Raw genomic sequence first — 15,478 nt, 5'->3', positions numbered from 1 at the left:
TCTGCAAATACGCTAAGGGCCGGGAAACCGGTCCTTTTATTTTGTGCGCGAGCAAAGGACGCTTTGGCGTTTGTAGGAATCAAGACGCTATGGTAGGCTAAAGAAAAATTTCAATTTTAACCCTTTTAAATTCAACCTTTTATGAATATTAAGCTGCGTCTGTTCCGATTTTACACAAGTCTCCATGCGTAAAGCGAGCCGCTTGGCCTGCTAATGGGTAATAAAAGACGATGGGGCAAGTCTGAATGAGGAAAGGTGAATGGCATGGGGCAAAATATGAAAAACAAAACCGCGGTCATTGTAGGCGCAGGACCCGGAGGACTGGCGGCTGCAATGCTGCTCGGCGCCAAAGGATACGAGGTCGACGTGTATGAAAAGCAGGCTGTTCCGGGCGGACGTTCGGGCAGATTGAGACTTGGGGAATACACCTTCGACCGTGGGGCGACATTCGTAATGATGCCGCCGCTGCTGGAAGAATTGTTCGAGCGGGCAGGACGTTCGGTGCACGATTACGTTGAGCTGCATAAGCTGGACCCTCTGTATGGACTTTATTTTGACCAAGGCCGCACCGTACTAATGCCTTCAAGCGACAACGAAGAGACCGCTCGGCGAATCAAAGAACTTTTCCCAGGAGAAGAGGCTGGGTTTTATCGCTTTATGACCGATGAGTCAGCCAAGTATGATCATGTAGATCCTTTGCTTCGGCGGCCCTTTGCAGGAGTTCGGGACTACATGAAGGCAGATGCGGTAAAAGCTCTCCCTTACCTGAAAGTTACGGATACGGTTTATGGACAGCTTTCCCGTTATTTTAAGGACGAGCGGTTGAAATATGCATTCACTTTCCAATCTAAATATTTAGGTATGTCTGCCTGGAACTGTCCGGGAACGTTCACCATTCTCTCGTTCATGGAACACCGTTATGGTCTGATGCATCCAAAAGGCGGCGTAGCCGAACTGTGGGAAGCGATGGTGAAAGTGGCAAAAGAATACGGCGTTCGGTTTCATATGGAGCGTCCGGTACAGCGCATTCTGACGGAAAAAGGTCAAGCGACCGGCGTACGACTGAATGACGGAGAAGTTCGCTTGGCCGATCACGTTGTGCTTGGAGCGGATTTTGCCTCGGCAATGAACAGCCTGTTCGAACCGGGCGTTCTTAAGAAATATACTCCGCAGAAGCTGGAATCGAAAAAGTATTCCTGCTCCACGGCTATGCTGTATCTTGGAATCGACGGGGAGATCGATCTTCCGCACCATTCAATTCATTTTGCGGACAATTATGAAAAAAACGTAAAAGAGATTACGGAGAGTCTGACTCTGTCGGAGGATCCCTCAATCTATGTACACAATCCTTCGCGTCTTGACCCTACACTTGCTCCTCCCGGCAAGTCTTCGCTGTACGCGCTCCTGCCTGTACCGAATCTTCAAGGGGAAACGGATTGGGCCGGTAGACGGGAGGAGTTGAAGGAACGGATGCTGGATCGTCTTGAAAGTATCGAACAGCTTAAAGGCCTGCGAGACCGGATCGAACAGCAGGCGTTTTTCACGCCGCTCGACTGGCAGGATTCGTTGGATGTCTACCAGGGAGCAACATTCAATCTGTCGCATAATCTTGGACAGATGCTCGCTTTTCGGCCGCACAATCATTTTGAAGAAGTTGAGCGCGTATGGTTGGTCGGAGGAGGCACCCACCCTGGAAGCGGTCTGCCGACCATCTTCGAATCCGCGAAGATCAGTGTCGATCTGATCGAACAAACCGACAAACGCAAGCAGCCACGTGCTTCCGCTCAAACACTCGGCGCGGCAGGAGGAGCCGAGTGAGCCGCGCGCCGAGAGTCGCTGTTGTAGGTGGGGGGATTGGCGGATTGACGGCGGCGCTTTTGCTGAGCCGCCGCGGGGCGGAGGTAACACTGCTGGAAGGGCGGAACCGTCTCGGAGGACGAATCGCGTTCGAGAGCAGTGAAGATGAAGGGAGCCGGATCGACCAGGGGCCGACAATCGTACTGCTGCCGGAAATGCTGCTGTCGATTCTGGAAGAAGGCGGAGTAGAGCGAGAACGAATCAAGCTGATCGAATCCGATCCGCTGTATCGCATCCATTATGCAGACGGCCGAGTAATGACGAAGCGGCGGAATCCGGACGATCAAGCGAAAGAAATCGAACGGCTGTTTCCGGGTGAATCGGAAGGGTATATCCGGTATATGGAGCAAATGCGCGCCATGTATCCCGGTGCGCAAAAGGCGGTGCTGGAGCGTACGTTTCCTCGTACCCGGGACTTCTTCACTCCTCGTCAAATTAAGCTTCTCGGCAGCCTACAGGCTCACCGAAGCGTAAGAGGCGCGGCCGCACGTTATTTCAAAAATAATGACCTTATCGATGCCTATTCGCTGCAGTCGCTGTATATTGGCGGCCAGCCGACAGGAACGCCGGGCGTTTATTCCATTCTGCCATATGCCGAACACGACTTCGGCATTTGGATGATCGAAGGCGGATATGCCCGTCTGCCGGTCATTTTGGAAGAGGAACTGCGTTCGCGCGGCGTCGATATTCGCCTGAATACTCGGGTAGAACGTCTTGAGGTGGAAGATGGACACTGCCGCGGCCTTGTGGCGAACGGTGTGCGGGAAGAGTACGATGCCGTTTTGTTTAACGGCGATTTCCCCAATCTGCTGCCTCTGCTCGGTGATCTTCCGGAAGCGAAGCGGCGCAAACCGTACCGACCCTCCTCGGGCTGCGTGTTAGTCTATATCGGCGTTTCAAAACGTTGGGAGGATGCGGCAGCGCATCAATTTTTCCTGCCGGACAGCTTGACTAGCAGTTTGCAGGCTGTTTTTGAGCGGGGTATGATTCCTGCCAATCCGTCGTTCTACGTCTTTAATCCGATCGTACTTGATCCAAACGCCGCTTCGGAAGGAGAGAGTGTGCTGTATTTCCTGATTCCCGCTCCCGATGCTTCGCGCACCGCATGGTCCAAAGAAGGCCGAAGGCTGGCTCGCAAAGTGCTTCAAGCCGCTGAGCGCCGGGGCTTCCCCGGTCTGCGGGATTCGATCAAGTGGATCAAATTGCGTACACCGGAAGAAGCCCGTCAGGACGGCAACTATGTCGGCGGCAGCTTCGGTATCGCGCCGATTCTGGGGCAATCCGGTCCTTATCGACCGCAGCCCAAGCCTTTTAAGACAATCGGTGGCTTATATGCGGCAGGAGCTTCCGTGCATCCGGGCGGCGGAGTGCCGATCGTGATGCAGGGGGCCAGGATGGCCGTAAATCAGCTTTTGGAGGAGTGGAATCCATGAACGAAGACATCATGCAGCAGTGCGAGGATTCGATGCGGGGGGGATCGACCTCGTTTTACCACGCCTTCCGGGACTTGCCAGAGAGAAGGCGGCATGCGGTATACGTCATTTATGCGTTCTGCCGATTGATCGACGACAGTGTCGACGAGCCGGAGACGTCACCGTTTACCATTCATGAGCTTAGAGAGCAGTTTCTTGATCTGGAAAAAGCGGAAGGGCATTTTATATGGCCGGCGCTGCGCTGGCTGTTCGACAGCTTTCCAAATCTTGAGCGCCGACCGTTCTTGAATCAGATGGACGGACAGCTGTCTGATCTGACGCTGCTTCGATACGAAACGATGGAACAGCTTGAACATTACTGCTACCTTGTTGCCGGTACGGTTGGAGAGATGCTGCTGCCGGTGCTGCGCGACGATCATCATACAGAGGCGGCGGAAGCAGGTATCGCGCTTGGCAAAGGGATGCAGATTGTGAATATCATTCGAGATGTCGGCGAAGATTTAGGGCGCGGACGCCGTTATATTCCTGCAGAACTTATGCGCAGACATGGCTATAGCGAAGAGGATCTGGCCGGGGGCATCATCGATGAACGCTTTGTTGCCATGATTGACGAACTGCACGGCTACGCATCGCGCTGGTTTGAGAAAGGCCTGTCAAATCTGGACAGTTATCCAAAGCGCAGCGGGCTGGCTGTGGCACTTGCCGCCGCGTTCTACGGCGCGATCTTCGATCAGGTACGCCGCAACGGCTATGATGTGTTCGGCCGCAGGGCGATCGTGCCGGATGAAGAGAAAGGGATACTGCTGATGCAGGTGCTGACACAGTTTGGTGCTGCCGGAGACTCGGCGGACAGCGCTGCGGTATCGTAATGTGGTCTTGTAGTGAGGATGGTCTTCAACATCTGGATGACGACCGGCTTACCGGATCGTAGGCTGCTGCGTATCGGGCTGTCCGTCAATGAAAAGTTTGATCAATTCAGGCGTAGGGGGAGGACGGCGCGTTGATTCTGACTTTGATCATGGCGATAGCGTGCGCGCTGCTCGTTATCCAATTGATTTTTGCTCTGCTGAATGGCCGTGCACTTCCGGTACCCGGACGACGCACGCGCCCTATCGAGAACCGGCCGCTGGTTTCGGTGCTGATCCCGGCACGCGACGAAGAACGAAATATTGAAGATTGCCTGAACCATGTGCTGGCATCCAACGATTCGGAATTCCGACTCGAAGTGATCGTATACGACGACGATTCCAGCGATAATACCGGCGGCATTGTGCGTCAGATTGCCATGGAAGACCAGCGGGTGAGCCTGATGCAGGGCGGGGATCTGCCTGAAGGCTGGAAAGGTAAATGCTACGCCTGTCATCGTCTAGCGGAACAGGCGACGGGAAGTTGGTATCTGATGCTGGACGCCGACGTCAAAATCGGAGAGCTGGCAATCCGCGATACGCTGCGGTCGGCGATGAAGAAGAAGGTTGGGCTGCTGACCGGATTTCCTAAGCAGATCACCGGAAGCTGGATGGAAAAACTGGTTGTACCCATGATGGAATTCGTTATTCTCTGTCATGTGCCTATCCCCATGATCTATCGCTCACGAAGCGAAGTGTTCGTTGCCGCGCACGGTGCCTATATGCTGATCAAGAAATCCGCTTATGAATCCGCTGGCGGTTATGAAGCGGTTAAGGGAGAAATGGTAGATGATATAGCGATGGCCCGCGCGATTAAGAATGCGGGTTACAAAATGATGCTGGCGGACATGAGCAGCCATGCCCGTATGCGGATGTACCACAACACGCGTGAAGTGTGGGAAGGGTTCAGCAAGAACATGTTTGCGGGGCTGGGCAAAAACTACCTGCTGCTGTTGGCGCTGCTGCTCTGGTATGTGCCGCTGTATGTACTGCCACCGGTCGCTCTGCTGATCGGACTGTTTACCGGGAATCCTCAGTTGGCGGCTGCGAGCGGCATCGCTATGCTGCTGGGAATGGGGGTCAAGGCGGCATGCAACGTCCGGGGCGGACTGCCGCTCTGGCACGGCGTGTTCATCTCTGCTACCATTTGCTGTACAATCGCCATTGCACTGGCAAGCGCAGCGGGAGGACTAAACGGAAAAGGGCATCAATGGAAAGGCCGAAGCTATAGTTAATACACGGTTGCGTAATACACGGTTGCGAAGCAAGCTGCAAACGCTGTTGTCGCGCTATTTTCGCGATTCGTATACGCTGGCGATGTTCGGACGCTGCGCTACATACGTCGGCGCTTCGCCTCTGCAGGCGCCGGCGACTTTTGCTATACTTGCGCATGTCGAAGCGGAATTGAGAATTTACACTATGCGCGGTGGGAAATACAGGCTGGCAGATGCATTTGAGGATATTTTTACACACAAAGTTGCGCCGAACGATTCGTGTCTGTACATTTGCAATAGCGGGTTTAGAGCAGGGTACCGTTTCTGAGGGCGGAGGTACACCGGTCGTTACGCTGTCCGGCCGGTTAATTGTCGAACGGATTGCCCGCTTGGATCAGAAAAGCATGAAGGTTCAAGCGAGATTGTAAGCGAAAATGAGGGGAGCGGCCATGACGGAAAAGATTAAAGGCTCCGGTCCATCGACCGGAGACCGCAAAAGCGAACATGTTCGCTTGTGTCTGGAGGAAGAAGTGGCCGGAGTTGGCGTGACAACGGGATTTGAGCGTTATACGTTTCGGCACAATGCGCTGCCGGAACTTGATTTTGAGAACATTGATCTGACTACGAGATTTCTCGGAAAAAGGCTGAAAGCGCCGCTGCTCATCAGTTCGATGACCGGCGGAAGCGTTGGCACGGGCCGGATCAACGAACGGCTGGCTGAGGCGGCTCAGGCGCGAGGGTGGGCAATGGGGCTGGGTTCCATACGCGCCGCTGTCGAACGGGAAGAATTGGCGGCGACTTTCAAAGTGCGGCATAAAGCGCCGGATATTCCGATCATCGCCAACCTGGGTGCCGTACAGCTGAACTACGGGTTTGGCGAAGACGAGTGCCGCCGCGCGGTGGAAATTGCCGAAGCGGATGGGCTAGTTCTGCATCTGAACAGCCTGCAGGAAATATTCCAGCCGGAAGGCAATACGAATTTCTCTGGGCTTCTGCCGAAGATCGAACGGCTCTGCCAAACTCTCGGCGTGCCGGTCGGCGTCAAGGAAGTCGGCTGGGGGATTGACGGTGAGACGGCTGTTCTTCTGGCTGAAGCCGGCGTCGCATTTATCGATGCGGCTGGAGCGGGGGGTACCTCCTGGAGCCAGGTTGAGAAGTTCCGAAGTTCGGATTCGATGCGCCGGACAGCTGCCGAAGCTTTCGCCGGCTGGGGTACGGGGACGGCGGAATGCCTTGCAGAAATTCGTGAGCATCTTCCGCAAATTCCACTGATCGGCAGTGGCGGTCTGAGAAACGGCGTGGATGCGGCAAAAGCAATCGCCCTTGGTGCTAATCTGGCAGGCTTTGGCCGCGCGCTGCTCGGTCCGGCTGTCGATTCCGCCGACAGTGCGGCGAAAGCAATGGAACAGGCTGAATTTGAACTGCGTACGGTAATGTTTGGCGTTGGCGCCGGGTCGGTGTCCGCGCTTCGGACAACTTCAAGACTCCGGCGCATTTAAAGGGTTGAACGACTGTTTGGATGTTCAAGCATATAGCACAGACGAGTACGGTTCTCGAGGGAGCTGGACTCGTTTTTTCGTATTCCGGCTCGGGTAATATCAATTGAGTTCTAAGAGGGAAAATAACTTCATGATCTATTTGCCGGCAGAACGAATGATACAAATTCGCTTGCCCGATATTAGGGGAGGAACTGTGCCGCGAAGTCTGGAGGGGGCAGGAAAGCATTCGATTGGGTGAGAATTGCAGCTATCAGAGCGGAGCGAATACTGTTATAATAGACGTTGTTTTGTAACCAGCAGCATGTATGAGGCGTTAGGCGTGCGAGATCAGACGTGCGTCGTACCCAGAAGATAGAATCAAGAGGAGTTGTGTATTCATATGGCATTGAAAGCCGGTATTGTAGGACTGCCGAACGTCGGCAAGTCTACGCTGTTTAACGCAATTACGCAGGCAGGCGCGGAATCCGCGAACTATCCGTTTTGTACCATTGATCCAAACGTAGGCATTGTCGAAGTGCCGGATGAGCGTCTCGACAAGCTCACAGAAATGGTAGAGCCGAAGAAAACCGTACCGACAGCATTTGAATTTGTTGATATCGCGGGTCTTGTACGCGGCGCGAGCAAAGGCGAGGGTCTTGGTAACAAGTTCCTGGCACATATCCGTGAAGTTGACGCTATCGTGCACGTTGTGCGCTGCTTCGTGGATGAGAACATCACGCACGTGGATGGCAAGATTGACCCGGTCAGCGATATTCAGACAATTAATCTGGAGCTGATCCTGGCCGACATCGAGAGCGTGGACAAGCGGATCGAACGTTCGAAGAAGAACATGAAGGGCGGCAATAAGCAGTATGCCCAGGAGATCGAAGTGCTGGAGAAGGTCAAGGAAGCACTCTACAATGATCAGCCTGCGCGCAGTATCGATCTGACGGAAGACGAGCTTCAATTGATCCGTGAACTGCACCTGCTCACATTGAAGCCGGTTCTGTACGCGGCGAACGTTGCAGAAGACGAGATCGGTGACGTGGCGAACAATGCTTACGTCCAGAAAGTTCGCGAATTCGCAGCCGCTGAGAATGCGGAAGTCGTTCCGATCAGCGCCAAAGTCGAAGAGGAGATCTCTGAGCTTGAAGGCGAAGACAAGCAGATGTTCCTCGAAGAACTGGGTATTCAAGATTCGGGCTTGAACCTGCTGATCAAAGCGGCGTACAAGCTGCTGGGTCTGTATACGTACTTTACGGCCGGCGTGCAGGAAGTGCGCGCTTGGACGATTCGCAAAGGCACCAAAGCGCCGGGCGCTGCAGGTGTTATTCACTCCGACTTCGAACGCGGCTTTATCCGTGCTGAAGTGGTAGGCTACGAGGATCTCGTAAATGCGGGTTCCATGAACGGTGCCAAAGAACGCGGTCAGCTGCGTCTTGAAGGCAAAGAGTATATTGTGCAGGATGGCGACGTCATGCATTTCCGTTTCAACGTTTAATTATCGCTTCAACGTGTAATTACGGCGAGCCGTTTTTCTCTTCGGAGAAAGGCGGCTCTTGTTTTTTGAATGGCGAACAGAATAGGGTGAAGTAAGAAAAAGAAAAAGTGGAATGTGAAAAAGAAAGAGCCGCTTTCGTCGTTTATGACGAAAGCGGCTTTTTGGGCAGTGCACCTTATTAAGCTTGCTGCACTTAATTATATCGGGCCAAGTCAGACGACTGGCGGATTATCCATCTTTCCGTGCAGGTCTTGGAATTGTATGGACCGGCGGTGCTTTTTAGCAATCTCGCATCAACGTTAACTTTCGAACGAGATCAGGACTTCAACCGGAACATCGTTAGCGAGCAGTTGAAGGCTTAATACCTGCTTGGAGCTCATCTTGACCGAGACATTCTCGCCGGAGAGCAGGGTCGGCGTGGAAATGTCGATGTTAACGCCTAGGTTGGCGAATCCGGTTGCCGCCGTAGCGGTAAGCATGTTGGAAAGTTCGGATAAGGCGCTTCTGGCCATGTCGTCAAGCTGCTCGACCGGCATACCCATCATCATGGTCGAAGCGATTTTTTTGGCATTTTCCTCATCAATCAGGTAGACGACATTCCCTTTCAGAGTGCCGACGATCCCAACCAGGATAATGACGCCGGAACAGTTCAGCTCCTGCCCTTTAACGCCAAGGCCGCCTTTGCGAACGTCAGTAAATCCCAGCTGGGGCATTACATTCATAAACGAATCAATAAACGGATTAACGTGAGCTACATCCACTTGTCTTCACCTCTTCTAAAACCGACGTTCAGCATCACTTCGCCGTAATGGGTATCTGCAGCCGCGCTCATCGTCTTGAACGAAGCGTGCGAAATCGACATGCGATCACCGTGCATAACCGATGGAGGCGCGAGACGCAGGCCGAATGCTTTGTTCTTTCTGTTCAAGATTGAGCACGCGTTGCCGGCTACGATATTCGTAAACTCGGCAAGCGCAGCGGTGATCTCGTTGATGCTGGACGGTTCTTTTTTCATCATGGCCGCCACTAGTGCATGTGCGGTTTCTTTGCTCAGATCGATCATCAGTCTTCCGGAGAACTTTCCGATGATCCCGACGATTACCACAATTCCGCGAGATTCGAAATCTTCTTTCATTTCATATTCGCTTTTATACGTCAGAAGAGTCTTCGTCATGCGGTTCAACGCGTCTTTAAGTGTTTCTTTGAATACTTCGAAATAAGCGTCTTCCAAGGTCTGGAAGATTTCTTCGTATGCGATGACACGCTGAATCGTACCAAGCAGCTCTTCGGCATCCACTGGCTTCTGAATATAACCGGATACGTTATTTTCTTTGGCTTCTTTAAGAATTTCCTCGTCCATCATGGAACTGATTACAATAACCTTAATATTTGGGTTAATTGCATGGACAGCGCGCGTACACTCTAATCCGTCCGTTCCAGGCAGGGTCATATCCATCGTAACCAGATCGGGCTGCGCCGCAGCAATCACTTCTTTGACTTCCTCCAACGATCCGGCCTCTCCTACAACTTCAAATCCGTTTTCTTCAAGAATGTTACGGATAACTGCTATAGAAAAGGGTGAATCATCCACAATTACGACTCTTACTGCCATAGGACCCCTTCCTTTCTCCTGATATGCATTTTGATTGCGTGAAATAGAATTACCTCTGAAAGAAGTGACTTATGCCGTTGGCTCGGCAGCCCAAATAAGCTGTGCCGGGCTGAAGCCAGCATGTTATAAATAATATCGACAGATACAGGACAGATTGTGAGTGGAAAATGAAACGGCCTGAGGAAGTTTCGATAGGCAATCCTGCAGCTCTATGCTATAATTAAGAGTCGTCGCACACTGATGCAGGCGGCTCTTTTTCTACCTTTTTTTCTTCTCCACGAAATGTGGAAAGGGAGGCATGAACAGCATGTTCATTGGAGTACATTTATAGCGGTTATAATAAAGATAGCAGACTAGGATACAAACCGAGAATTATTCATCTGATTTCAAACTAATTTTAATCTAATATAAAGAGGTGATCGGCCTTGTTGGATAAATTGCAGGCACTGGTTGACCGTTATGACAAATTGAGCGAACTGCTTTGCGACCCGGACGTGGCGAGCGATTCGAAGAAGCTGCGCGACTACTCCAAGGAGCAGTCCGACCTGCAGCCGGCATACGAAGCGTATACCGAATACAAACGCGTAACCGAGGATCTCGATGCTGCGAAAGAGATGCAGGGCGAGAAACTCGACGACGAAATGCGTGAAATGGTCAAAATGGAAATTGAAGAGCTGACAGCGCGCAAAGCGGAGCTTGAAGAAACGATCCGCGTCGTTCTGCTGCCAAAAGACCCGAACGACGACAAGAACGTGATCGTCGAAATTCGTGGTGCGGCTGGTGGCGACGAAGCGGCGCTGTTCGCGGCGGATCTCTATCGCATGTACAGCCGCTACGCGGACGCGCAGGGCTGGAAAGTCGAACTGATGGATGTGAACGAAAGCGATCTGGGCGGCTTCAAGGAAGTCATCTTTATGATCAACGGACGCGGCGCTTACAGCAAAATGAAATATGAGAGCGGCGCGCACCGTGTGCAGCGTATTCCGGCTACGGAATCAGGCGGCCGCATTCATACGTCGACTTCAACGGTAGCTGTGCTTCCGGAAGTCGAAGAAGTGGACATTGTCATCAGCGACAAAGATATCCGCGTCGATACGTTCTGCTCCAGCGGCGCCGGCGGCCAGTCCGTCAACACAACCAAATCGGCTGTACGCGTGACGCACGTTCCGACAGGTATTGTAGCCACGTGTCAGGACGGCAAGTCGCAGAACTCGAACAAGGAAAAAGCGCTGCAGGTACTGCGTTCCCGCATTTATGACGTGATGCGTCAGGAAGAAGAAGCCAAGTATGCCGGCGAGCGCAAAAGCAAAGTCGGAACAGGCGACCGAAGCGAGCGCATTCGCACCTATAATTTCCCGCAGAGCCGCGTAACGGACCACCGCATCGGTCTGACTATGCATAAGCTCGATCAGATCATGAACGGCGATATTCAGGAAATCGTATCCGCATTAACGATTGCTGAACAGACCGACCTGATCGATGAAAAGGGCGTCTGATCTCTTGAACAGATTAAGCTCGGGCCGGGGCGGCTTTCAACTGCGCAAAGGCTTGACGCTCCGGGAAGCCTTCGCGGAGGCTTCTTCTTTTTTGCGGGAGCGGGGTGTGGAAGAGGCGGACGAAAATACCCGGCTGCTGCTGAAAGAAATTTTGGGCATGACAGGAGCACAGTACGTCATGGCGCTGCGAGAGCCGTTCCCGGATCAATTCCGAGAACGCTGGGAGAATGCGATTACCCGCAAGGGGGACGGAGAACCGGCCCAGTATATTTTGGGCGATCAGGAGTTCTACGGCTTTACGTTCGAAGTGACGCCTGAGGTATTGATTCCGCGGCCAGAAACGGAACTGCTGGTCGAAGCGGTGCTGACGCGTGCAAAAGCGCTGTGGCCGGAAGGTTCGCCGTCGGTGCTTGATGTCGGCACAGGCAGCGGCGCGATCGCCGTCAGTCTGAAGCTGCTGCGACAGGAGCTTGTCGTTACCGCGAGCGATATTTCGGAAGGCGCGCTGGGCGTAGCACAGCGCAACGCCCAGCGGCTCGGCGCGGACGTGGAGTTTCGTCAAGGCAGTCTGCTGGAGCCGTTCATGGGCGATAAATTCGATATTCTCGTATCGAATCCGCCCTATATTCCGGCTGCCGACATTGAAGAACTTCAGCCGGAAGTGCGCGACTTCGAACCGCGCAGTGCGCTGGACGGAGGGCCGGATGGGCTGTGGCCGTACCGCGAGATCATGAAGCAGCTGGATCTGCTGCAAAGCGATCCGAAGCTGATCGCATTCGAGCTGGGCATGGGCCAAGCGGAACTGGTAGAGAACATGCTTAGATCGCGCGGCAGTTGGAGCAGAATTGAGACGGTATTCGATCTGGCGGGCATTGGCCGTCATGTCATCGGAATCGCTTAATGCAGGCCGGTTAGATTGGTACGACAAATGTTCAGGCTCCGCAGTCGGCGAGGAATTTGCCGACAAGGTCTGCAGAACTGCATAAGGGTGAGAAGCGAAAAGCGGGAGAACCGCCGTCTTCTCGCCCTTTTGTCGCAGGGTCGGAGAGTTCAAGCGCCGTCAACATGACAAGGGGATTATTATCGCCTACAATAATAAAAGACCTGCTGCCTGCAGCAGTGCTGTCTCAATGAGGCAGCTGCAGTGTAGGACAAAAAAGAATGGAATAAAGAGAGAAGCCGGAAGAACTGCACTGTGCAGGACGCAAGGCTGAGGCGGCTGTGCCGCAAGAGTGAAATACGGCCTTGAACAGGCTTTTCGGAGGAAATGTAACGCATGTTAACGAAGTGGAAACATATGGATTGGTCCCTGATTGTTGTGCTGCTGTTGATGATGGGGATTTGTATTCCCGTTGTGCACAGTGCGGTCGCGAACAGCGATAAGTTCAGAGGACTGGACACGCAGATGATTTTTTATTACATTCTCGGCTTCGCAGTTATCTTCTTTATGACTGCGGTCGACTACCGAATTTATACACGGTATTTCTGGATTATTTACGCAGGCGGCCTGGTACTTCTGCTGCTGACGCTGACACCGCTCGGTCAGACCCAGAATGGTGCGCAAGGTTGGTTGAAGATCGGACCGGTCGGTATGCAGCCGGCGGAAATGTTTAAGCTGGCGTTGGTCATCGTCATTGCTGCTATGCTTGCGCGCAGAAACAAAGACAAGCTTGGATTTAGGGCCGATGTTATTCCAATTGGTATCGTTGCTTTTATTCCGTTCGCTGTCGTTATGGTGCAGAACGATCTGGGGAACGCGCTCAGCTACGTACTGATTCTGCTCGGCATGCTGTGGATCGGCAATTTGAAGTTTACGCATGCCCTGATCATTTTCGTGCTGGGAGCAGGTCTGCTGGTCGGCGGAATCAAAGGATATGTCACTTATCACGATGAAGTGACGGACTTTATGGCAAACACTTTGCAGCGCGCGCATTGGCTGGATCGGATCGATCCATGGCTGATGCCGGAAGAAGCGAGCCGTGACGCTTCCTGGCAGACCAAGAACGGCAAATATGCCATAGCAAGCGGAGGGATGACCGGACAAGGATTTATGCAAGGACCTATGGTGCAGAATCCTACCGGTTCCCTTGTGCCGTATACCTATTCCGACTCCATTATCGTGGTGATCGGCGAAGAATTCGGATTTATAGGTATTTCGTTCCTGCTGGTGCTGTACTTCATCATGATCCACCGAATGATCGTCATTGCGCTTGAATGCAGGGACAGAGCCGGATCTTACATCGTTGTCGGACTTGTAGCGATGTTTATGTATCAGATTTTCGAGAATATCGGAATGTTCATGGGCTTGATGCCGCTTACCGGTATTACGCTTCCGTTTATTAGCTACGGCGGTACGTCGCTGCTGATCAATATGGCGAGTATCGGCGTTGTTATGAGTATTCGTGCTTATACACGCGATAATGCTCGGGATGAATTTGCGGATATAAAAGGTGCAAATACGGAAGACGGAGGCGTTCAAGCACTGCGCGGTGTCTTGTCGAGAGTGGGCAAACGCTCCAAGAAAGCGCAGTAAGCGGACTCGATGAACAGCTAAGCGGTCAAAGCGGCACTTACGGAACGTTTTGACCGCCTTTTGCACGTAGGAAATGTGAATCGCAGGATTGTAAATAAGGCGTACGACGGCAGAACGAGGATTCGTGTGAAAATCAACCGACACGCAGCGGCGCGGACGCAGTGTGTTAACGGGAGGCTGCGGCGATGCTGAGTAGGATCAAAAATATCGATTGGACATTGGTAGTTATTCTGCTGCTTTTTATGGGGATTTGTATTCCGGTTGTGCATAGCGCAATAACGAATAGTAGAGCAGGAGGACTATCCGCTTCAACGTCAAATATGGTGGTCTACTATATTCTTGGATTTATTGCATTTTTTGCGGTAGGTATGGTGCCTTATCAGCTGCTCATCAAATACGCGCTGTATATCTACGTGATCGGAATTGGGGTGCTTATGCTGGTCTGGACGCCGCTGAGCACATCGCTGAATGGCGCTGACGGCTGGATCAGTATAGGGGGACTCAGCATACAGCCGGCCGAAATGTTTAAGCTGGTATTAATCCTCGGTCTTGCTGCGTATCTTGTTCGTAAGCAAAGGGATACGCTCCTATTCTGGAAAGATGTTATACCGACTGCTGCTATCGTTATGATTCCTTTCGCAATAGTTATGGTGCAGAACGACTTGGGTAATGCTTTGGCTTACCTGGTGATTTTGGTAGGGATGCTGTGGATTGCAAATGTGAAGTATACCCATGCTCTGATCTTTTTTGTTCTTGCGACGGGCCTTTTAATTGGAGGAATCAACGCTTACAAAACCTACCATGAACCAATTTCAGATTTTGTAGGAGAAAAACGCGCTCACTGGCTGGATCGGATTGACGTATGGTTGATGCCGGAAGAAGCCACCGAAAAAGCAAAGTATCAGGTCGAAAGAGCCCAGCTGGCGATCGGAAATGGCGGCATGTTGGGTACAGGATTCATGAAAGGCGAGATGTCTCCTCGGGTTCCTTACACATATGCGGATTCCGTCATTGCCGTTATTGCGGAAGAGTTCGGATTTGTAGGGATGGCGTTTCTTTTGCTTCTTTATTTCATTTTGATTCACCGGATGATTCTGATTGCCTTGGAATGTCGGGAAAGAGCAGGACCTTATATTATCGTAGGGATCGTAGCGATGTTCATGTATCAGATTTTCGAGAATATTGGCATGTTTATGGGGCTAATGCCGCTTACCGGGGTGACGCTGCCCTTTATCAGCTATGGAGGTACATCACTGCTGATCAATATGGCATGTATCGGCGTCGTGTTGAGCATTCATTTGTCCAACAAGAAACATCAGGAGACTGACAACTTGTTAAAGACGGACCATCTGGAAGAGAAAGATAAAGAAAACAAAAGAAAATTCAAAATGCCTAATTTCAAGTTTTGATTGAATATTGAGTTGTGGTAACTATAGAAAGGACAAGCGT

The 15,478-nt window shown here is 52.2% G+C and carries 12 protein-coding genes; 10 read left to right on the top strand and 2 right to left on the bottom strand.

The window, feature by feature from the left end; translation table 11 throughout:
* Window positions 1-276 precede the first annotated feature (276 nt).
* The 6 genes from F456_RS0109645 to ychF all read left to right on the top strand — a co-directional run bounded on the left by F456_RS0109645 (window position 277) and on the right by ychF (window position 8,388).
* The gene (locus F456_RS0109645) at window positions 277-1,818 is read left to right on the top strand and encodes a phytoene desaturase family protein (RefSeq protein WP_040925128.1); all 1,542 of its coding nucleotides are present in this window, start codon (window positions 277-279) and stop codon (window positions 1,816-1,818) included.
* Window positions 1,815-3,290, top strand: a complete 1,476-nt coding sequence (locus F456_RS0109640) for a phytoene desaturase family protein (protein ID WP_018976816.1) — start codon at window positions 1,815-1,817, stop codon at window positions 3,288-3,290. Before F456_RS0109645 ends, F456_RS0109640 begins: the two co-directional genes overlap by 4 nt.
* Window positions 3,287-4,159 carry a phytoene/squalene synthase family protein gene (locus tag F456_RS0109635; RefSeq protein ID WP_018976815.1) on the top strand — a complete coding sequence of 291 codons (873 nt, stop codon included), beginning with the start codon at window positions 3,287-3,289 and terminating at the stop codon, window positions 4,157-4,159. The genes F456_RS0109640 and F456_RS0109635 overlap by 4 nt, the downstream gene beginning before the upstream one ends.
* Before the next feature lie 131 nt (window positions 4,160-4,290).
* Window positions 4,291-5,430 (top strand): glycosyltransferase family 2 protein, encoded by a 1,140-nt coding sequence (locus F456_RS0109630; RefSeq protein ID WP_018976814.1) that lies wholly within the window; start codon window positions 4,291-4,293, stop codon window positions 5,428-5,430.
* A gap of 428 nt (window positions 5,431-5,858) precedes the next feature.
* A complete protein-coding gene (gene fni, locus F456_RS0109620) occupies window positions 5,859-6,908 on the top strand; it encodes a type 2 isopentenyl-diphosphate Delta-isomerase (protein WP_018976812.1) in 1,050 nt (349 codons plus the stop codon).
* A gap of 379 nt (window positions 6,909-7,287) precedes the next feature.
* Window positions 7,288-8,388: a redox-regulated ATPase YchF gene (gene ychF, locus F456_RS0109615; protein ID WP_018976811.1), complete on the top strand. Its 1,101-nt coding sequence runs from the start codon at window positions 7,288-7,290 to the stop codon at window positions 8,386-8,388.
* A 299-nt stretch (window positions 8,389-8,687) separates the two neighbouring features.
* Here the strand turns inward: ychF and F456_RS0109610 are convergent, their stop codons facing one another.
* Both F456_RS0109610 and F456_RS0109605 read right to left on the bottom strand, forming a co-directional pair.
* Window positions 8,688-9,149 carry a chemotaxis protein CheX gene (locus F456_RS0109610; RefSeq protein WP_018976810.1) on the bottom strand — a complete coding sequence of 154 codons (462 nt, stop codon included), beginning with the start codon at window positions 9,147-9,149 and terminating at the stop codon, window positions 8,688-8,690.
* Window positions 9,140-10,000 (bottom strand): response regulator, encoded by an 861-nt coding sequence (locus F456_RS0109605; RefSeq protein WP_018976809.1) that lies wholly within the window; start codon window positions 9,998-10,000, stop codon window positions 9,140-9,142. The genes F456_RS0109610 and F456_RS0109605 overlap by 10 nt, the downstream gene beginning before the upstream one ends.
* 425 nt (window positions 10,001-10,425) lie before the next feature.
* On the opposite strand from F456_RS0109605, the gene prfA reads away from it, so the two are divergent.
* From prfA to F456_RS22250, 4 genes are all read left to right on the top strand, one after another.
* Window positions 10,426-11,496, top strand: coding sequence for a peptide chain release factor 1 (gene prfA, locus F456_RS0109600; RefSeq protein WP_018976808.1), 1,071 nt, complete (start codon window positions 10,426-10,428; stop codon window positions 11,494-11,496).
* Window positions 11,497-11,500: 4 nt separating this feature from the next.
* A complete protein-coding gene (prmC, locus tag F456_RS0109595) occupies window positions 11,501-12,397 on the top strand; it encodes a peptide chain release factor N(5)-glutamine methyltransferase (protein WP_018976807.1) in 897 nt (298 codons plus the stop codon).
* Window positions 12,398-12,772: 375 nt separating this feature from the next.
* Entirely contained in the window at window positions 12,773-14,029 is a 1,257-nt protein-coding gene (locus F456_RS0109590; RefSeq protein WP_018976806.1) for an FtsW/RodA/SpoVE family cell cycle protein, read from the top strand.
* Between the two features lie 185 nt (window positions 14,030-14,214).
* Window positions 14,215-15,438 carry an FtsW/RodA/SpoVE family cell cycle protein gene (locus F456_RS22250; protein ID WP_083923598.1) on the top strand — a complete coding sequence of 408 codons (1,224 nt, stop codon included), beginning with the start codon at window positions 14,215-14,217 and terminating at the stop codon, window positions 15,436-15,438.
* Window positions 15,439-15,478 lie beyond the last annotated feature (40 nt).

It is taken from the genome of Saccharibacillus kuerlensis DSM 22868, from assembly GCF_000378145.1.
GTDB lineage: Bacteria > Bacillota > Bacilli > Paenibacillales > Paenibacillaceae > Saccharibacillus > Saccharibacillus kuerlensis.
This window is presented reverse-complemented; position numbering and strand designations above follow the sequence as displayed.